Annotated in this window: 15 protein-coding genes and 1 pseudogene; 8 read left to right on the top strand and 8 right to left on the bottom strand. The window is 65.8% G+C overall.

Annotation, left to right across the window (positions count from 1 at the left end; translation table 11 throughout):
• Positions 1–12: 12 nt before the first annotated feature.
• Genes GEMMAAP_RS11390 through GEMMAAP_RS11365 form a run of 6 tightly spaced genes read right to left on the bottom strand, consistent with a single transcriptional unit; the run spans position 13 to position 4,936 of the window.
• Positions 13–987 (bottom strand): PLP-dependent transferase, encoded by a 975-nt coding sequence (locus GEMMAAP_RS11390; RefSeq protein ID WP_026849677.1) that lies wholly within the window; start codon positions 985–987, stop codon positions 13–15.
• Between the two features lie 23 nt (positions 988–1,010).
• Positions 1,011–1,361 carry a hypothetical protein gene (locus GEMMAAP_RS11385; RefSeq protein ID WP_026849678.1) on the bottom strand — a complete coding sequence of 117 codons (351 nt, stop codon included), beginning with the start codon at positions 1,359–1,361 and terminating at the stop codon, positions 1,011–1,013.
• A complete protein-coding gene (locus GEMMAAP_RS11380) occupies positions 1,358–1,945 on the bottom strand; it encodes a hypothetical protein (RefSeq protein WP_145979105.1) in 588 nt (195 codons plus the stop codon). Before GEMMAAP_RS11380 ends, GEMMAAP_RS11385 begins: the two co-directional genes overlap by 4 nt.
• Positions 1,942–2,886: an ATP-binding protein gene (locus GEMMAAP_RS11375; protein ID WP_026849680.1), complete on the bottom strand. Its 945-nt coding sequence runs from the start codon at positions 2,884–2,886 to the stop codon at positions 1,942–1,944. The genes GEMMAAP_RS11380 and GEMMAAP_RS11375 overlap by 4 nt, the downstream gene beginning before the upstream one ends.
• Positions 2,883–3,923, bottom strand: coding sequence for a PfkB family carbohydrate kinase (locus GEMMAAP_RS11370; protein ID WP_026849681.1), 1,041 nt, complete (start codon positions 3,921–3,923; stop codon positions 2,883–2,885). Before GEMMAAP_RS11370 ends, GEMMAAP_RS11375 begins: the two co-directional genes overlap by 4 nt.
• A complete protein-coding gene (locus GEMMAAP_RS11365) occupies positions 3,920–4,936 on the bottom strand; it encodes an ROK family protein (RefSeq protein ID WP_043580897.1) in 1,017 nt (338 codons plus the stop codon). Before GEMMAAP_RS11365 ends, GEMMAAP_RS11370 begins: the two co-directional genes overlap by 4 nt.
• Positions 4,937–4,995: 59 nt before the next feature.
• On the opposite strand from GEMMAAP_RS11365, the gene GEMMAAP_RS11360 reads away from it, so the two are divergent.
• Positions 4,996–6,090 carry a serine hydrolase domain-containing protein gene (locus GEMMAAP_RS11360; RefSeq protein ID WP_075071496.1) on the top strand — a complete coding sequence of 365 codons (1,095 nt, stop codon included), beginning with the start codon at positions 4,996–4,998 and terminating at the stop codon, positions 6,088–6,090.
• Here the strand turns inward: GEMMAAP_RS11360 and waaF are convergent.
• Together waaF and lepA are read right to left on the bottom strand one after the other, a co-directional pair.
• Entirely contained in the window at positions 6,087–7,145 is a 1,059-nt protein-coding gene (waaF, locus tag GEMMAAP_RS11355) for a lipopolysaccharide heptosyltransferase II (protein ID WP_075071495.1), read from the bottom strand. The genes GEMMAAP_RS11360 and waaF overlap by 4 nt on opposite strands.
• Before the next feature lie 3 nt (positions 7,146–7,148).
• The gene (lepA, locus tag GEMMAAP_RS11350; RefSeq protein ID WP_026849683.1) at positions 7,149–8,945 is read right to left on the bottom strand and encodes a translation elongation factor 4; all 1,797 of its coding nucleotides are present in this window, start codon (positions 8,943–8,945) and stop codon (positions 7,149–7,151) included.
• 346 nt (positions 8,946–9,291) lie between these two features.
• On the opposite strand from lepA, the gene GEMMAAP_RS11345 reads away from it, so the two are divergent.
• From GEMMAAP_RS11345 to pdxA, 7 genes and pseudogenes are all read left to right on the top strand, one after another.
• The gene (locus tag GEMMAAP_RS11345; RefSeq protein ID WP_053334128.1) at positions 9,292–10,200 is read left to right on the top strand and encodes a DUF58 domain-containing protein; all 909 of its coding nucleotides are present in this window, start codon (positions 9,292–9,294) and stop codon (positions 10,198–10,200) included.
• A 21-nt stretch (positions 10,201–10,221) separates the two neighbouring features.
• Entirely contained in the window at positions 10,222–12,126 is a 1,905-nt protein-coding gene (locus GEMMAAP_RS11340; protein ID WP_043580706.1) for a BatA domain-containing protein, read from the top strand.
• 83 nt (positions 12,127–12,209) lie between these two features.
• Positions 12,210–12,878 (top strand): annotated as a pseudogene (locus GEMMAAP_RS21235) (hypothetical protein); the annotation flags it as partial.
• A 345-nt stretch (positions 12,879–13,223) separates the two neighbouring features.
• The gene (gene mfd / locus GEMMAAP_RS11335) at positions 13,224–15,521 is read left to right on the top strand and encodes a transcription-repair coupling factor (RefSeq protein WP_425482931.1); all 2,298 of its coding nucleotides are present in this window, start codon (positions 13,224–13,226) and stop codon (positions 15,519–15,521) included.
• Between the two features lie 88 nt (positions 15,522–15,609).
• Positions 15,610–17,043 carry a peptidylprolyl isomerase gene (locus GEMMAAP_RS11330; RefSeq protein ID WP_026849684.1) on the top strand — a complete coding sequence of 478 codons (1,434 nt, stop codon included), beginning with the start codon at positions 15,610–15,612 and terminating at the stop codon, positions 17,041–17,043.
• A gap of 113 nt (positions 17,044–17,156) precedes the next feature.
• On the top strand, positions 17,157–18,557 hold the full coding sequence (locus tag GEMMAAP_RS11325) for a peptidylprolyl isomerase (RefSeq protein WP_082821253.1): 1,401 nt from the start codon (positions 17,157–17,159) through the stop codon (positions 18,555–18,557).
• On the top strand, positions 18,554–19,450 hold the full coding sequence (gene pdxA / locus GEMMAAP_RS11320; RefSeq protein WP_053334130.1) for a 4-hydroxythreonine-4-phosphate dehydrogenase PdxA: 897 nt from the start codon (positions 18,554–18,556) through the stop codon (positions 19,448–19,450). The genes GEMMAAP_RS11325 and pdxA overlap by 4 nt, the downstream gene beginning before the upstream one ends.
• Positions 19,451–19,799: the final 349 nt, after the last annotated feature.

The raw sequence follows: 19,799 nt of genomic DNA, 5'->3' as shown, positions 1-19,799 counted from the left end.
CCCGGACATCGGCTAACTGGAGAACGGAGAGGGCGCGGAGATCGCCGACACGAGGGCCGCAATAATGGTATCCACCGACTCGAGCCCCACGTGTACACGGAGCCACCCCGCGTCACCCCCCGGGGCGATGTGCGTGATCACGTTGCGGGCACCGGGCGCGCCGGCGAGCAACGCCGAGGCGTGCGCGGCAATCTGAGGAACATCCGGCGCAATGTCGGCGTGGAGCTGCTCGCGCAGGCGCAGATGCACCGTGGCACCCGCGCCCTTGAACCATTCTTCGAACGCCGACCGGTCAGGGTGTGAGGCGAGACCGGCATACAATACCGCGCTGACGTCGGGGTACCCCTCGGCCCACTCGGCAAGCTGCTGCGCCGTGCTGTTCTGCCGCTGGACACGCACTTCGAGCGTGGCGAGACCGTTGTCGAGCTGGACGCGCGCCAGCGGGTGGGGCAGGGCCCCCCACGTTTCCATCTTGAGGCGCACCTCTTCCACTAGTCCCTCGGTACCGGCCACGACGCCGGCTTCACCCTGCCCGTGTCCATCGAGGAACAGCGTGGCATCGTGCAGCACGATGTCCACGCCATGGGCGATCGGGGTGAAGTTCACAGGCGACGCGGCGGTGGCGTCAACAATGAGCGCGAGCCCCAGTTCCTGGGTGAGCGTACGCGGCGGGCGCAGGTCAAGCAGTCGTCCCGACTCCAGCACCGGCGATTCGACAAAAAGAGCCCGTGTCGTGCGCGACAATCCCCGTCGCCAGCCACGGGTTTCCCGCGGATCGACGTAGGAGACCTCCACACCAAGAGCCGGCAGTTCTTGCGCGAAGAAATGTCGCGTTTCCGGCCGCAGCCACATGCTGGAGAGCAGGTGGTCCCCCGGACGCAACAACGCCAGCGCCGTGCACGCGACGGCGGCACGACCACTGGCCAGAACGAGCGCCGACTCGGCGCCTTCAAGGTCGGCCAGCCGGCGATGCAGCAGATGGGGCACGCGAAAGAGGTGAGGGTGAGGGATCAGGGACGAGGGCGCGAGATATTGTCCACCCGGAGCACGCGCACCAGCTCAGAGGGCGACGCCCCGACCACGTCACGGAGGACCACGCCACCCCGTGGGAGGGATTCGTCCATTTCGAGCACGGCCAACTCCGAGCGACGCTCCGATACCACACGCACCAGTTCGCCCGCGGTCACGAGGCGGACCAGGGCATCGTCCGGACGCATGCGGATGAGGGGCCCCCGGTCCGGGTCGCCCTTCCGGGTGGCGATGAACCCCACCACCTGTACGGGCGGGGCAAAGCCGCTGAACAGTCCCAGCTTGCGGGTGCCGCCCGCGGGACCTCCCAGAGTGTCGTCGTCCTTGCTCACTGTACCCCCGATCCGTTGGTCGGTAGCGATCCGGGCCCGCCCTGAACCACTCCCGGTACGGTATACCCCTCATCTCGGCGCATTACCAGACGCCGCCGGGTCAGCCGCTCAAGCTGGGCCATGGCGAACTCCTCTGTCACGTTGAGCGTGCGCGCGACCGTTTCGACCTGCACCGGTCCGCGATCACGCACCACCAGCCAGTGGTCACGCTCGTCGTCCTCGACGCAGCCAAAGAGCTCGGCTTCGCCTTCGTGCCAGGAGACCAGCGCCAGCGCGTGTCGCTCAAGGACGGTTTCGATCGGGTCGATGTGCCCCTCGTGAATGCCCCGGAAAGTGAGAAACCCCGGTGGACCGTCGTCGCTGGTGAACCGCAACAGCAGTTTGGCCACGATTTCGTCGGCGCAGGAAAAATCGAGCAGGTTGACCTGCGAAAAGTCGATCGTGGTAACGGCCGGGGCGCCAATCTCTCCGAACTGCTGTTCGATGGCCGTACGTACCGCCGCCCCGGTGGGGCGGGTGACGAGATTGGAATACAGATCGCACACGGTGCCGCGCAGCACGAGTCCCACATCAATGTGCATCACAGGCGGCTCCGGCCCCGGGAGGCGGCCCCACCGCCTGCCGAGCGTGCGGGCGCTTCCCCGACCCGCTCAGGGATGATGATCTGCATCTGCGCGCCGGGGAAAAACGGGAGCCCCTCCGTCATGGGTACATCCTCGTCCCATTCGGGAATGATGCCAAGGCGCGCCGTGCCGCTGCGTACCGTGAGCTTGCCGTGCCAACGCCCCACAAATCGACGAATGCCGGCCAACCCCTGGCCGCGTCCTGCATCGCCATGGCGAAAGCGCGAGGCGGCACGCAGGACGGCATCTTCCAGCGCCATGGCATCGTCCCAGCGGTCACTGCGCCGATGTCCCGGCGAGCTTTCCAGTGATTTGCGAAAGCCCACGCCGGCGTCACACACCGAAATGACCACGACACGGCGGCCCAATCGCCGGGTGTACTTGTACGTCTGCACCGCCACCCATCCGCCAAGTCCCGCGTGCTCCACGATGTTCTGACAGGCTTCGCTGAGCGTCATGCCGAACGCGCCGGTCACCGCGGTGTCGAGATTGAGCTGCCCGTGCAGAATGTCGGCGGCCTTCTGCTGAATGCGCCCCACCACGCCGTGCACATCATCGCTCTTGGTAATGGGGGTGATTTCCAGGAGCACGTCGCTTTCGTGAGCCTCACGTGCACGCGGCACGGCGCCGTGCAGTTCGTACAGGTCGGCGGCATGCCGAAAGAACCCGGTGCGCGACCAGTACGAAACCGTATCCGGATTTTCGGGCACGGCAAAGGCAATGCGCTCCGTACGCGCCTGCGGCACACAGAGCAGCGCGGTGAGACCGTAGGGCGAGGCCCAGCGGGCATGCCGAGCATCGAGCAGGATCTTGGATCCTTCCGGCGTGGCCGCCAGTTGCTCAATCACCTGCTCGAACGTGTGTTCGTCGAGCGATGGCGGCACGCTGATGACAGTCGTCACGTGGTGCTGAGCTCTCCGCGGAGATGATTCGAGAGGCCAGCGGCCCCACGATGTTCGACGTTTCGCGATGCAGCACGATTGGCTGCCGCGATGGCATCAGTCAACTTATCACCAGCAAGGAGCCGGGAGAAATGGGTGGCGCCCCACACATCGCCACAACCGGTGGGATCTCCCGGTCCGTCAACGCGCGGCGGCACGCCAGGAACGAGCGCGGTGCGCAGCGCACCGAGCGCGCCGGCGCCGCCACGAGGTGATGTGGATAGAGCAACGTTGTGACCTCTGCGAGGAGGCAAGTCGTGCAACGATTCGATCCCGGGCGCGGCAAAGTACGCGGCGCCCCGCTTGCCCAACGTGACGCCCAACACCGACACCCCGGCCGCCATGGCCGTTGCGGCCAGCGCCATGGAGTCGGGCGCCATCAGGCGCATCTCATCTTCGTTCACCTGCATGACGTCGAAGCAGGCACACCACTCTGCCACGTTGGGCAGGGGCCGCGGTGTGCGCAGCCCGTCGGCCTGGACCGCCATGACCAGCATATGCAGATCGCAGTAAATGGGACCCTGAAAGTGGGCGCGAATGAGCTGCGCCGTTTCGAGGTCGAGCTCCCACCCACTCAGCAGGTTGATGTACAGCGCGTCGAGACGTGCGGCGTCCAGCACCGGCTTGAGTCCCAGCCACGTCCACGCAGGCACACCGCCCGTGAGATGCTCGGTACGTCGCTCATCATCGAGGTAGCGCAGCTCCACGCGGTTGTTGGGATACGGTACGCCAATGAGTGCGGCATCCGGCGCCATGCGGCGCAGTCCGCGGCAATACCACTGCGCACGTTCCACAAGATCCTGACCAACCATGGCCAACGGTACAATCTCCCAGTCGTCGGGGAGCGCCGCATCGAGCGCCGAGAGCGAATAGGTAATGCCGCCCCACTCTTCAATCGGGACGCTGCGTCCATCACGGCCGTGCAGCACATCCCACACAAAGGAGCCAATCACGCCGACGCGTTTGGTGGTCGGCGTGTGCGAAGCCGTCGTGGTCACGCGGGGGGATGCCCAGTGGTTTGTGAAATGAATGATGCCACGGCGCCGACCACGCCCGCCGTGCCGGGCAACGTGCCGGGCACAATGCGGCAGGCGTCCGACACGCTCTTGAAGGCGCGGCGTCGCACTTCGGTGCGCAGTGGACCAAAGAGCGCTTCGCCGGCTTGCGTCACCCCGCCGGCAACCACCACGACGTCGGGGTTGAACACATTCAACAGGTTGGCCAGCCCCGCCCCGAGATAGCGCGCCGTTTCACGCACGATTTCGAGGGCCAGTGCATCGCCCTGACCCGCCGCGCTGTACACCACGGCCGCGGTGATCTTGGAGTGATCGCCGTTCACCAGCGACGGCAGCACCGATGACTCATCGTTGAGCAGCGCTTCGCGCGCCCGCTCGGCGATGGCACTGCCGGAAGCATAGGCCTCGAGGCAGCCATAGTTTCCACATCCGCAGCGACGCCCGTTGAGATCAATCGTGATATGCCCGATCTCACCCGCGGCATCGCTGGAGCCATGATAGACCTGGCGATCGATGATGATGCCGCCACCCACGCCCGTGCCGATCGTGACGCCAATGACGTTGCGACCACCCCGCGCCGCACCCAGCCACCACTCGCCGTACGTCGCGCAGTTGGCATCGTTATCGATCTTGACCGGCAAACCCGTCAGCTCGGCCATCCGCTCCACCAGCGGAAAGTCGTACCACTTGAGGTTGGGCGCGGCCAGCACGCGACCAGTCTCTCGGTCTACCGTGCCCGGGGCTCCAATCCCCACGCCCAGAAACGCGCTCTTGGGGACGCCGGCCTCCTTCATGGTGATGCCAACCGTGGTGTTCACCATGCGGGCCATGCGGGCAATCACCGCATCGGCCCCCTCAATGGCCAGCGTTGGCTCCGACTGCGAGCCAAACAGGCGTGAGCCGTCGAGCGACATGGCGGAGACGACGATGTTGGTGCCGCCAAGGTCGACACCAATGATGAACTGCGAATCGGGGGAGGGCGTGGTGGAAGCCATGGCCACAAGATAACGCGCAACGCCCTAACGCCACCCCCGGTTTGGTCGTCCATGGGGATATGACTGGATACCCCCGCCTCCTGCGCATGGCCCTGCTGCTGCCCCTGGTGGCCTGCGGCGACGCGGGCTCCGCGCCCACGCCGCCGTCTCAGGCCCCCGACCCGCGCACGCTCGCGGTGCACTACCCGCCGGCAACCGGCGCGTGGGAAACCATCGCCCCCGCCTCCGTTGGCTGGGATTCCACCGCCTTGCGGAGTGCGCTCGACTGGGCGGGGACGCAAAAAAGCACCGCCGTGATCATCCTGTGGCGGGGCCGAATTGTGGCCGAGCGATACTGGGGCGGGTGGACCATCAGCACCGATTCCATCATTGCGTCGGCCGGTAAGAGTGTACTGTCCACCGTGATCGGTCAGCTGAGCGCCAGCGGGCGCCTCTCACTCGACGATCCGGCGTCGCAGTGGATCGGGGCTGGATGGTCGCGCAGTCCGGCCACCGAGGCGCGTATCCGGGTGCGGGATCTGCTGTCCATGGCGTCGGGGCTCAATGATTCCCTGCAGCAGGTGGTGGCGCCGGGAACTCGCTTTTACTACAACAACCCGGCCTACTACCAGCTGTTTCAGGTGGCCCAGCGGGCATCTGGACAGGACATCAATGCTGTTTCCCGGGCGCTGCTATTCAATGCCATTGGCATGACCAGCACCTGGCGGCTGTCGTTTGATACCGGCGAACCTGGATTCATTCTCAGTGCGACGGCGCGCGATATGGCCCGCTTCGGGCTGCTGGCCATGTCCCGCGGCCGCTGGAGCGGCACCCCGGTGGTAACCGACACCAGTTGGTTCACGCGGTCGTGGCAGTCGTCCACTCCTGACAATGCGGGCTACGGCTATCTGTGGTGGCTCAACAGCGGCGCGACATATCGAATGCCGGGGCCTTACCTGTTGCCGACCGTCAGTGCGCCCCTTATCCCCAGCGCCCCGCGCGATCTGGTCGCGGCACTCGGCAAGGGCGACAAGAAGATCTACGTCATTCCCAGTCTCGACGTGGTCGTCGTGCGACACGGGCAGGAGGCCGATGTCTCCGGCGGCAATCCGCTGGCCATCAGCAAATTCGATGAACAGTGGTGGCAGCGGCTGCGGGTGGCGATGCGTTACTAGCCTCCCGAATGCGCCAACTCGAGCACGGCGTGGGCCACATCCTGGGGAGCGAGGTCACGCATACACTTCCAGTGCCCCAGCGGACACTGTTGGGGCCCATGGGCATGACAGGGGCGGCAGGAGAGCTCCTTGCGGCCAAGAACCACCTGCTGCTCGGCCAGTGGCCCGAAGCCCATACCGGGGACGGTCGGGCCAAAGAGCGCCACGGTAGGGGTATTCATGGCACTGGCCAAGTGCAGCGGGGCCGAGTCATTCGTGATGAGCACCCGACAGCGGGATAACAGGGCTGCCGACCCGAGCAGCGACAGCTTGCCGGTGGCGTCGATCACCGGTGGTCCGCCAACCTCGTAAACCGCACGGGCAATCTCGGCCGCCAATGGGGCGTCGCCGGCAGCTCCCAGCACCACCACCCGTTCGGCCGTGCCGTGACTGGCGCCGTCAATGCGCTGCACCAGCGCGGTGGCCAGCGCCGCAAAGCTGGGCCAACGTTTGGTGGCCCATACGCTCCCGGGGGCGAGTGCCAGCAAGGAGGTGCCAGGGGCCACCTGATATGCACGCAGGAGGGCCTCAACCGCCGCCGTATCGGACGCGCCGGGATACAAAGAAGGCCGGAGTGGCTCCGGGAGCGTGCCATCGTGCCCCAGGGGATTGGCCAGTTGCCACAGACGGGCGGCATGGTGCTGCGTGCGGTTGTAAGGCACCCGGCGTGTGGTAAACAGCTTGCCACCACTGGTCTCGAAGCCAATGCGCTCCGGGATGCGCGCCAGCCAGGCCAGCGCCGCCGTACGATTTGAGCCCTGCGCGAGATAGGCGCGCTGCGCTCCTACGCTTCGTAGCCGCTCGGCAACGCGCCGCAACCCCCTCCACCCGCGATCGGCGCCTCGCTTGTCGAACACAATGACACTCGCCACCGCCGGGTGATTGGCGAGCACGGCCGCATTGGCCGGCGTGGCCACTACATGCACAAGGCCCTCACCAGCCAACCGCTCAAGGAGCGGGGTGGTGAGGACCATGTCACCCAGGAAAGATGTTTGTAGTACCGCAGAGACAGGCACTGATCAATCGACCTGCAGTACCGCCAAGAACGCTTCCTGCGGAATCTCCACGCTGCCCACCTGCTTCATGCGCTTCTTTCCTTCCTTCTGCTTCTCGAGCAGCTTGCGCTTCCGCGAAATGTCGCCGCCGTAGCACTTGGCCAGCACGTCCTTTCGGAGCGGCTTCACGGTTTCACGCGCAATGACCTTCTGCCCGATGGTGGCCTGAATGGCCACTTCGAACAGCTGCCGCGGAATGAGCTCCTTGAGCTTCTCCGCCACCTTGCGACCCCACTCGTAGGCCTTGTCCTTGTGCACGATCACGGAGAACGCGTCGATCGCGTCGCCGTTGATGAGCATGTCGAGGCGCACGAGATCGCTGGGGCGGTACTCCAGCATTTCGTAGTCGAGCGAGGCATACCCGCGGCTCACCGTCTTCATCTTGTCGAAGAAGTCGAGAATGATTTCGCCGAGGGGGAATTCCCAGTCGAGCTCCACGCGTACCGTGTCGAGGTAGCGCAAGTTCTTGTAAATGCCACGCCGCTCCATGCCGAGCGTCATGATGGGCCCGATGTAGTCGGTGGGGCACATGATGCGCGCGCGAACGTACGGCTCTTCAACCTTCTGAATGAGTACCGATGGCGGCATGAGCGCCGGGTTCTCCACCAGCATCTCGGTGCCGTCGGTCTTCTCCACGTGATACTCCACGCTCGGCACCGTGGTGACGAGGTCGAGATCGTACTCACGCTCCAGACGCTCCTGCACGATTTCCATGTGCAGCAGTCCCAAAAAGCCGCAGCGGAAGCCGAAGCCGAGCGCCGTGGACGTTTCCGGTTCGTACTGCAGCGAGGCGTCGTTGAGCTTCATCTTCTCTAGCGCGTCGCGCAGCGTTTCGTACTGCGTGGTGTCGGTGGGATAGATGCCCGCGAACACGAACGACTTGACTTCCTGGTAGCCGGGCAGCGCTTCGGGCGCGCGGTTGTCCTGGTCAAAAATCGTGTCGCCGGCGCGCGTTTCGCGCACCGAGCGTACGGCGGCCAGCACGTAACCCACTTCACCGGCGCGCAGGGCGTCCGTGGGCACCTGACGAAGTTGCAAATACCCAACTTCGGCCACTTCGTAGATGTTGTCCGACACGCCGAAGGTGATCTTCATCCCCTTGCGAAGCTCGCCGTCCACCACGCGGATGCTGGGAATGGCACCACGGTACTTGTCGTAGTACGAATCGAAAATGAGCGCGCGCAAGGGGCCCTTGAGGTCGCCCTTGGGGTGCGGCACACGCTTCACGATTTCTTCCAGCAGCTCCGGTACGCCGGTGCCTTCCTTGCCGCTCACGCAAAGCACGTCTTCCGGCATGCAGCCAATGAGGTCCACCACTTCCTGGCGGCGGCGTTCCGGCTCCGCGCCCGGCAGGTCGATCTTGTTGAGCACCGGGATGATTTCGAGCCCGGCGTCCATGGCCAGAAACAGATTGGAGAGCGTCTGGGCCTGAATGCCCTGTGACGCGTCCACCACCAGAATGGCACCCTCACAGGCGGCCAGCGACCGCGACACCTCGTACGTGAAGTCCACGTGACCCGGGGTGTCGATGAGGTTGAGCTCGTAGCTCTGCCCGTCGCCCGCCGTGTAGCTCATGCGCACGGCGTTCAGCTTGATCGTGATGCCGCGTTCCCGCTCAAGATCGAGCGTGTCGAGCACCTGCGACTTCATTTCACGCTTCTGCAGGGTGCCGGTTTTTTCGATCAAGCGGTCCGCGAGCGTGGACTTGCCGTGATCGATGTGCGCGACGATGCAGAAGTTGCGGATGTGACTGAGATCCAACGGATTGCCTTGCTGAAGGAACCGGTCCGGGCAGGAAATCCCGGATAACCTATAAAGATAGCAGGGGGCGGGGGGCGGGGGCACTGGCTGTGGCCAGCTTACACTGAAGACTGAAAACTCCAACTGACCACTGAAAACTCCAACTGAAAACTCAAAACTTCCCGGCCCGGATACCCGCTCAGCGTGAGCCCGGTGTCCCGAACACGGCCAAGAGTCCTGAGTTTCCAGTTCGAGTCGTCAGTTTTCAGTTGAAGTTTGCAGTGGTCAGTTTGGTTTCCGGCGTGGGACCCTCCACTTCCAATGCTCCCCCTAAGCGAAAACCCCGCTCCCCGCGTACTCTTCCCACATGAGCCAACCCCGCGCCGACCAACTCGACCCCGCCGTCCTGGCTGCCCTTGGGCAGCTTGAGCTCGTGGCCCGGTGGGTCGTAGACGGGTTCATCACGGGGCTCCACCGCTCCCCCCGCAAGGGCTTCAGCGTGGAGTTCGCCGAGCACCGGCCGTACATGCCCGGGGACGACCTGCGCTACCTGGACTGGCGCATTGCCGGTCGTGCCGACCGCTGGGTAGTCAAGCAGTTCGAAGAAGAGACCAACGCCCGCGCCATGCTGGTGCTCGACGTGAGCGCCTCCATGCAGTGGACCGGCGACCCGACCCGTCTCACGAAGCTGGCCTACGCCGAACGGCTGGCCAGCGCCATGGCGCTCTTGCTCCTCCGTCAGCGCGATGCCGTAGGCCTCGTGCGCTTCGATGCCTCGCTGCGCGATGTGGTGCCGCCACGTTCGCAGCGCACCCAGTGGCGGCGGCTCATGGCCGCCTTCAGCGAGCCGGGCGGCGGGAGCGAGTCCAATGTGGCCGACGCCCTCATGGCCGCCGGTAAGCTCGTGCGCCGCCCGGGCTTTGTGGTGCTGCTCAGCGACCTGCTCACCGACCCTACCCCCACCGCCGACGCCGCTCGCACCCTGCGCGCCCGCGGACACGAGGTGCTGGTGCTGCACATCATGGACCCCGCCGAACGCGATTTCCCGGAGGGCGGGGAAGCGCTGTATCGCGACCCCGAATCGGGCGCGCAGGTGCCGGCCAGCCCGGGCGATGTGCGGGCCACCTATCGCACGACTGTTACCGAAGCGCTCGACGACTGGCGGGCCGCATTGGGACGCGCCGGCGCCCGCTACGCACTGGCCTATACCGATGAACCATTCGGCCGTCCGTTGCGCCATCTGGTAGGCGTGAATGGGCGCGGCGCGATGGTGTGAGTTGATCCCTTCTGAGTTGACATGGCGTTTCTAGCCCCCGCCTTCCTCGCCCTCGCCGTCCTGGCCGGCGTGCCGCTCCTCGTGCACCTACTGCGCCGACGGGTGGGCCGCGTGGTGGACTTTCCCGCGGTGCGCTATCTCGAGCGCATGGAGCAGGAGCACAGCAAGGATCTCAAGCTGCGCAACCGGCTGTTGCTGCTGCTGCGCCTGCTCGCCGTCATTGCCATTGCGCTCGCCGCCGCGCGCCCCATTGCCCGGCTGGTGGGCGTAGGGCACGCGCCCATTGCCGTGGCCATCGTGCTCGACAACTCGCTCAGTGCCGGCGTGGTGCAGGACGGGCGCGTGCTGTTCGACAGTCTGCGCGCCGATGCCCGCAAGTTGGTGAGCGACCTTACCAGCGACGATCGCGCCTGGATTGTCACCGCTGATGGTCGCGTCATTGGAGGCGCCCCCTCGGCGTTGCTGGCCGGACTGGACGCCCTCACGCCATTGGGAGGTCGTGGCGACTTGGCCGCCGCGACCCGCCGCGCCGTGGGCTTGGCCCGTAGCGGCACCCCGCGTACCCCCGTGGTGGCCATGGTCAGCGACGGACAGCGCAGCACCTTTCGCGGCGACTCGGTGGTAAACGCCGCCGATGTGCCGGTGCTGCTGCTCCGTCACAGCGTGGCCCTCGCTCGCAATCGTGCCGTGGTACAGGCCACCCCCGACCCCGTGCGCTGGACGCCGGGCGGTGCCGTGACATTGGCCATTACCTCGTCCGACTCGGCGGCTTGGCGCCTGTCGCTGGATGGTCGCACGGTCGCGCGAGGGGTGGTGCCGCCGGCCACGCTGGAAGCGCCGTCTCGGGTGACTTCGCGACTGGCGAGTGCCAGCACCGGATGGGTGCGTGGCAGTGTAGAGCTCGACGCCGATGCGTTGCGCGCCGACGATACCCGCTGGTTTGCCGTGCGGGTGGCGCCTCCACCAACAGTCAGTGTGCGCGGGGAGGGCGGGGCCTTTCTTGGTGCTGCGCTAGGCACCCTCGTTGACGAAGGTCGTCTGGCCCGCGGTCGTGAAGGGGATCCTCGCGTGGTGACAGTAAGCAGCGCTGAGGCGGCCGGGTTGCGCCTGCCGGTGCTGCTGTCGGCCCCGCGCGATCCCATTGCGTTGGGAGAAGCCAACCGTCAGCTCGAACGGCTGGGTATCCCGTGGCGCTTTGGGGCCATAGCCCGGTCGCAGGTGCTGGCGCGCGTGCCGGCCCGCGGCGGCGCTCCCGACACCACCACGCCGTCGGCCCGTGCCTTTGACGGCACCCCTGTGCGGTTGCGTTATCCGCTGGTGTACTCACCGGGGGAGCAGGAGCGTGGGCAGCCATCAACGCCCGATACCATTGCCACCGCCGGCGGTGCGCCCTGGGTGGTGGCCGGCGACGGGTATGTGCTCATGGGGTCGCCCATTGAGCCGGAGGCCACCGACTTGCCGCTCGATGCCTCGTTCGTTCCGTGGGTGCTGGAGGCGCTGGCCCGGCGGTTGGGTGATGACGGGCGTCTGCTGGAGGTCACGCCGGGGCAGGTGGTGACCGGCATGCGCGATGTCACTGCCCTCGAGCGACCCGATGGTTCATTGCTCTCCGTCTCCGGCGACCGGCTCACCGTGCCGGGACAGGCCGGTGTCTACTTCTTGCGGCGGCAGGCCGCCCGCATTGGGGCGCTGGTGGTGAACGGCGAGCCGTCGGAGTCTGACGCCGCGGGGCTGGGGGCCGATACCGCCAACGCGCCGGCCCTGCTGGCGGGGCTGGTGTCCGGTCGCGACGTGTCGGCCACCGCGTCATCAGCCGGGTGGAAGGAGGCGGTGTTCTCCCGTGCCGCCGGACAGGCGTTGCTGATACCCTTCCTTGCACTGGCATTACTCGCACTGCTGGCCGAGGCGTACATCAGCGGGCGGTAGTGGCGCAGGTTGCAGGGAGCAGGGTGCAGGGAGCAGAAATGGTGGCTCAGCCGTTCAGCTTTTTTTCAGGTATCAGGTTGTAGATGGGACTTCCACGTCTGCTGGACGCGATCGCCGGGCTGTCCGCCTTCGATCGTGTGCTCAAGACCCTCCCCGGTCCGGGTGGGTCTCTTCGTGTTGGTGGCCTTGCCGGTTCGTCTGATGCGGTACTGGTGGCCGCCCTTGCGCGCGCCCTGCCGCAGCGACTGGTGGTGGTCATTACCGACCAGGTGGGCGACGCCGAGCGCTGGCTGGCCGACTTGCAGTCGCTGGTGGACGATGTGCCCGTCGCGCTGTACCCGCCGCGGGAAGGGTTTGGCGAAGTGGAGCCCCACGCCGAGGTGGCCGGAGAACGGGTGGAAACGCTGGAAAAGCTGGGCCGCAGCGGCGTGCGCATTCTGCTCACCACCGCCCGTGCCGTGCTGGAACGCACCGCACTTCCCGCGGCCCTCAGCGGGGCTCGGCTGGAGCTCCGCAAGGGTGATGTGCGTCGACCGGAAGACCTGGCCACGCACCTCGAAAGCATCGGCTTTGAGCGCGTGCCCATGGTGGAAGACGTGGCGCAGTTCAGTGTGCGCGGCGGCATCTTCGACATCTACTCGTTCGGTATGGCCGAACCCGTGCGCCTCGAGTTCTGGGGCGATGACATTGTCGAGTTGCGCCACTTTGATCTGAACACGCAGCGTAGCACGCGCGACGCTGAGCTAGCGCTGGTGCTCCCGGTGGATGGCCGGGTGCAGGCCGCCGAAGACACCGACGAACGCGTCACGCTCCCCGAGCTGTGGCCGTCGGACTCGCTGGTGGTGATGCCCGCTGGCAGCAGTGTGCTGCCGGAGTTGGTGCGCACGTGGGACGAGGCCAAGCACCACATTGAGCTGGCGCTGCGCCGCGGCGAAGAGTACACGCATCGCGACCGGCTGTTTGTGGAGCCGCCGGTTATGGCCAGCACGCTGGCCCGCTTTGGCACGCTGCGTTTCAATCCGCCGCCGCAGAAAGCCGCGAGCAGCAACGCGGCCGATCTCGCGCCAACGGGCCCCGAGCCCGATGTCGCGTTCCCGGTGCGCAATCCGGAAACCATCTCGCGTGACCTGAGGGTGCTGCGTCGCTTGCAGCGCGACGGATTGCACACGGTCATTCTGTGTGACAACGCGGGGCAGGCCGAACGTCTGGAAGAGCTGCTGGGTGAAGACGGCCCCTTGGCCGCGTCGCTGGCCATTGGCGTGCTGGGCGGTGGGTTCATTGTACCCAACGTGGTGCGTGTCCTTACCGATCACGAAATCTTCCGTCGTGACCGCCGCCTGCGTCGTACGCGCCGCTACAGCACCGGGGCGTCGCTGGAGTCACTGGGCGCGCTCAAGCCCGGCGACTATGTGGTGCACCTTGAGCACGGCATTGGTATTTATCGCGGCATTGAAAAGATCTTTGTTCGCGAAAGCACCATTGAAAGCGCGGTCATTGAGTACGAGGGTGGTGACCGCCTGAACGTGCCGCTGTACCGCATTGACCAGATTGAACGCTACCGCAGTGCCAACGACGTGTCGGAAGACGCGCCGGCGCCGCGGTTGCACAAGCTGGGGGGCAACAAGTGGAAGGCGCAGCGCGAAAAGACGCGCATGGCCATTCTGGAAATGACGCAGGAGCTGCTGCAGCTGTACGCGCGTCGCAAGGTGACCACGCGTCCCTCACACGGCGCCGACGGCGCCTGGCAGCGGCAGCTTGAAAGCAGCTTCCTGTTTGAAGACACCCCCGACCAGCGCAAAGCTACCGAGGATGTAAAGCGCGACCTCGAGGGCGAACGCCCCATGGATCGTTTGCTCGTGGGCGACGTAGGCTACGGCAAAACGGAAATTGCCATCCGCGCCGCCTTCAAGGCGGTGCAGGGCGGGCGACAGGTGGCCGTGCTGGTGCCTACCACCATCTTGGCCGAACAGCACGCGCGCAGCTTTGGTGACCGGCTGGCCGACTTCCCGGTGGTGGTGGAAGTGATGAGTCGCTTTCAGACCGCCAAGGAACAAGCGGTCATTGTCGAGAAGCTCAAGAAGAAACAGGTCGACATCATCATTGGCACGCATCGGTTGCTCAGCCCTGATGTGGAGTTCGCCGAGCTGGGACTGATTGTCGTGGACGAAGAGCACCGCTTTGGCGTGAAGCACAAGGAGCGGCTCAAGCAGCTCAAGCTCTCCACCGACGTGCTCACGCTCACGGCCACGCCCATTCCGCGTACGCTACACCAGTCGCTGGCCGGGCTGCGCGACTTGACGCTCATGCAAACGGCACCGCGCGACCGCTCGCCGGTGCTCACCTTTGTGGAGCCGTTTGACGACGCGCTCATTGAAGAGGCGATCTCCCGCGAGCTCGATCGTGGTGGGCAGGTGTTCTTCGTGCACAACCGCATTGAGACCATTGAGGCCATTGCCGATCATCTGCGGCGGGTGGTGCCCCGGGCCCGGGTGGCCGTGGGCCACGGGCAGATGAAGGAGCGGGAGCTCGAGAAGATCATGCGGCAGTTCGTGGAGGGGGAGGTGGACATCCTCGTCTCTACCCTGATTGTGGAAAGCGGGCTGGATGTGCCCAACGCGAACACCATGTTCGTGAACCGGGCCGACCACCTGGGATTGGCGCAGCTGTATCAGTTGCGGGGCCGGGTGGGTCGCTCACACCGACGGGCCTACTGCTATCTGCTGGTCCCCGACCGGGTGGACGAAGACGCCGAGCGCCGCCTGGCGGTGCTGGAGCACCATACGGAACTGGGGGCCGGCTACCGGGTGGCCCTGAAGGACCTCGAACTGCGCGGCGCCGGCAATCTGCTGGGCCCCGAGCAGTCCGGCTTTGTGCATTCGGTGGGGTTCGACCTCTATCTGCGGCTGCTCGACGAAACCGTGCGGCAGCTCTCCGACGACGGTGGGCAGAAGTCGTGGATTCCGGCCGATGTCACGCTGGACTTCCCGTCGTACCTCCCAGACGACTATATCGCCTCCCAGGAGGCCAAGCTGGATGTGTACCGCCGTCTCACGGCGTTGCGCGACCCGGCGGCCATAGAGTCACTCAAGGGAGAGGTGCGTGACCGCTTCGGTGCCCTCCCGGCACCGGCCGACGCCCTCTTTGGCAGTGCCCTCCTGCGGGTCATTGGCGCCTCCCTCGGGGTGGAGGGGGTGCTTGTGCGCGCCTCGGAGGCCCGTGTTACTTTCAGGGCTGATGCAGTTCCGCGACTCAAGGGGCTCTCGGCGGCATTCCACGGGGTACAATTCCAGGTGGATGTTCGCCGTGCGCAGCCCCTCGCCCTCAAACTCACCCGTTTGGGCGGCGCGGAGATGCTCGAGGGACTGATCCGCGCTCTCAAGGCTCTCGTTCCCTGACAGTTTCCCTCGATGGCAACGGATCCGGCCTCTGCCGGGTCTCAGTCCAGACAACTCACCCTCAACTCCGCTTTCGGAGTCTGACCTGATGAAATCGTATCGTTTGTCCGTGCTTTCCGCCGTTGCGTTTGCCGTAGCCTGTGGCGCGGCGTCCAACCCCGACGTGGCGGCGACGGCCGGCAATCAGCAGCTCTCCACCACGCGTCTCGCGGAAATCCTGGGCACCTCCCAGGCCCCGCTCGAGAAGGACGTGGCGCGCTCGATCGCCGAGTTGTGGGTGAACTACCAGCTCGTGGGCATGGCCGCCGCCAAGGGCGACTCGCTCACCGATCCCAAGGTCATGCAGGACGCGCTGTGGTCGAACCTCGACAACATCCGCGTCAAGAAGTTCTACGACAACGTGTCCAAGGGGTGGGATGCGCAGTCGCCCGGCAGCGACGAAGAGCGCTACAAGACCGGCGAGGCCTACGCGGCGCGCCACATCCTCATCAAGACCGACCAGGGCGCCACGCCCGAGCAGATCGCCGCGGCCAAGGCCAAGGCCGAAGGCATTCTGAAGCAGGCCACCACGGCCAACTTCGTATCGCTCACGGCCCGTTCCGATGAGCCGGGCGCCAAGGAGCGCGGCGGTGACCTCGGCCTGTTCGGCAAGGGCATGATGGTGCCGGAGTTCGAAAAGTGCGTCGCGGCCATCACCATTGGTGAAATCGGCCAGACGGTGTGTCAGACGTCATTCGGCTTCCATATCATCTACCGCACGCCGTTTGCCGAAGTGGCGGAGAAGTTCGCCCCGATCGCCAAGCAGCGGAACGTGGCGATTGCCGAAAGCACGTACCTCGCCAAGCTCGAGACGGACAACGCCGTCAAGATTGAAAGCAACGCGACGGTGAAGGCCAAGGCCATTGCGAAGAACCCGCTTGGCTACATGAAGGACAACGACGCCATCGCGACCTACAAGGGTGGCAAGCTCTCCGCGTCGCGCTTCGCGGAGTGGCTGGCGGCCTATCCGCCGTCGTCGCAGATTCGCCCGCAGCTGGTGCAGGCGCCGGACACGCTGGTGGACAAGTTCGTCAAGCAGATCGTGCGCAACGAACTCGTGCTCCGTCAGGCGGACAGCGCCAAGGCCACGGTGGACACGGCTGAGATGTCCAACCTGTTCCTGAACTTCAAGAACGCCGTCACGCAGACCTGGACGTCGCTGGGCATTGAGCCGGGCAAGCTCGCCGACAGCGCGAAGGCGGCGGGTGGGGACAAGGAGAAGATCGCCGGCGCCAAGGTGGAAGAGTTCTTCGCCAAGCTCGTGAAGAACGAAGTGCCGTTCGTGGACGTGCCGTACCCGGTGGCCCGCGCGGTGCAGAAGAAGTACACGTTCGGCATCAACGAAGCCGGTCTCGACAAGGTGATCGAGAAGGCCAAGACGGTGCGCGCCACGTCGGATTCGCTGAAGGCCAAGCAGGGCGGCAACCCGGCAGCGCCGGGCGCGCCCGCACCGGCTCCGGCCCCTGACACGACCCAGAAGTAAGCTACTGTACGGTGTGTGACCCACGCCCCGGCCGACCATCGGCCGGGGCGTGTCATTCCGGGACGGCGTGCCCCGCCGTGCAACCCTGTTCTCCTCCTCGGGTACTTACCCGGATGATGCCTCGATCCGTCTCTCGCTTTCTCATGACCGGCGCCGCGTTCCTCGCGGCGCCTTCGTTCGTTCACGCGCAGGCCGCTACCACGCCCGCGCCTGCTACCACGGCTGCGGTCCAGGACACGATCAAGGGGCTCCCACTCGACGGCATTGCCGCGGTGGTGGGCGACCAGGTCATTCTGGTGTCCGAAGTCATGACCGCGGTGAACCAGGCGCGGGCCAGCGGGGCCAAGGTGGAGTCGGCCAAGGATCTGGCGCGGCTGGAGCAAGAGATTCTCGAACAGATGATCGACGCCGAACTGCTGGTGCAGAAGGCGAAGGACGAGAAGGTCGAAGTGCAGGACGCCGAGATTGCCGATGCGGTGGACAGCCAGGAAAAGAAGATCCGCCAGCAGTTCAAGAGCGATGCCGAATTCAAGGCGGCGCTCAAGGAAGCGGGCATGGGATCGCTGGAAGAGTGGCGCAAGCTGCAGGGCGACCAGGTAAAGCGCACCAAGCTCCAGCAGGGCGTCATGCAGAAGCTGCAGCGCGATGGCAAGGTGACGTCGGTCAATGTGGGCGAGGCCGAAATTGCCGAAGCGTTTGATGTGTTCAAGGCGCGTGTTGGTCCCAAGGAAGCCCGGGTAGGGCTGCGTCAGATCGTGGTGGCCACCAAGCCCAGCGAAGATTCCAAGAAGCGCGCGCGAAACAAGATCGACTCGTTGTACGCGGAGCTCCTCAAGCGTCCCGAAGACTTCGAGCTCATCGCCAAGCGCGAGTCCATGGACGGCACGCGCGAGTTGGGCGGCGATTTGGGGTGGAACCGGCGTGGTAGAATGGTGCCGGAGTTCGACCGTATGATGTTCTCGCTCAACCCCGGGATCATCAGCCCCATCGTGGAGACGGCGTTCGGCTTCCACATCATTCGGGTGGACCGGGTGCAACCGGCCGAGGTCAAGGCGCGCCACATCCTCATCCGCCCTATGGTCGATACGGCCGATGAACGTCGGGCCAGGATTCTGGCCGACAGCGTGGCGGCTGCGTGGCGCGCGGGTGGGAGCTTCGACTCGCTCAGCGTGAAGTTCCACGACGACGCGAGCGGGGAAGACAAGACCATTCCGGAGTATCCGCGCAGCGAGCTGCCCGAGCCGTATCGGAATGCGCTGGAAGGCGCCACGCTCAATCAGGTGGTGGATCCGTTCCCGCTCCCCGATCCGTCGGCGGGCGTGTCCAAGTTTGTGATTGCCCAGGTCACCTTTCTCGACGAGGCCGGCGAGTGGACGCTCGGCGAGGCGCGCGAGCGCATTCGCGAGCAGCTGTCGGAAGAGCGCAAGATGCGCCGCCTGATCGACAACCTGAAGAAGAAGACCTACGTGAGTGTGCGTTACGACCCCGCAAAGCAGTCGGGCAGCGATCGGTGATCCGGCTGGCGCTCACGCTGGGTGACCCGCGGGGCATTGGGCCGGAGATTGTCGGCAAGGCGCTCAGTGACCCGCGTATCGGGGCACTGGGCGCTTTGTGGCTGGTAGTGGGTCCGCGAGGTACCGGCATTGCCGTGCAGGAGGATCTTGGGGCGTGGCAGCCAACCGGTGACCCTGTGCGCGATGAACAGGCAGCGGGACGGTTTGCCGGGCAGGCCGTGGAATGTGCGGCGCAAATGGCGCTGCGGGGGGCGGTGCAGGGCATGGTGACCGCCCCGCTCGATAAGCACGCGCTGCAGGCGGGGGGATATGATTTCCCCGGCCATACCGAAATGCTGGCGCACCTGGCGGGTGTGCCCACCGCCATGATGCTGGCCAGCGACCGGTTACGGGTCGTACTGGCCACCACCCACATTGCCCTGCGTGACGTGCCGGCTGCGGTCACGGCGCAGGTGCTACGACAGGCGTACGACACCACCTACGCCGGCCTGCGCGACGATCTGGGGGTGCCCAGTCCGCGGATCGCGCTCTGTGCGCTCAACCCCCACGCCGGCGACGGCGGCCGGTTTGGCCATGAGGATGACGAGCTGCTGGGGCCGGTGGCCCGGGCGTGTGGTATGGCCGGGCCGTTCCCGGCCGACACCGTCTTCGTGCGCGCCATGCGCGGCGAGTTTGACGCCGTCATTGCCCCTTATCACGACGTGGGCATGACCGCCATCAAGGTGGCCAGCTTTGGCAGCGCTGTGAACATCACGCTGGGGCTGCCGTTCGTGCGCACGTCCCCCGACCACGGGACGGCGCTGGATATTGCCGGCCAGGGGGTCGCGAGCGCCGAAAGCCTGGTGGTTGCCATGCAGACCGCGGTGGCCATGGTGCAGCGGCGGTTGCGATAGAAAAGGGCCGACGCGATGCGTCGGCCCTCCGGATCGCCTCAACTGCTGTCTTTCTGCTCCCCTCGCGTCTTTTCGTACTCCGGGCGGTCGCTGTAGCCATACCCGCCGAACACCTCACCGCCCCGCATGTAATCGTGGCCGTACCCTCGTCCCAGGGGGTACCCGCCGGCGCCCTGAGCGGCATTTCCGCCCTCCGCGTCCCGGCCGGTTCCGGACGAGCCCTGCTTCTGGTTGTGCATCGGTGGATCCCTCCAGAAGGGTGTAATAAGACAGTACGCCCCGGATTATGACGGTGCAAGCAGAGCAGAGGGCACCGAATCGCGGCCCACCCCGTTGAATACGGAACCCT

It is taken from the genome of Gemmatimonas phototrophica (genome assembly GCF_000695095.2).
Taxonomy (GTDB): Bacteria; Gemmatimonadota; Gemmatimonadetes; order Gemmatimonadales; family Gemmatimonadaceae; genus Gemmatimonas; species Gemmatimonas phototrophica.
Note: the sequence above shows the minus strand (reverse complement) of the source record. Positions and strands in the feature narration are given on the sequence as shown.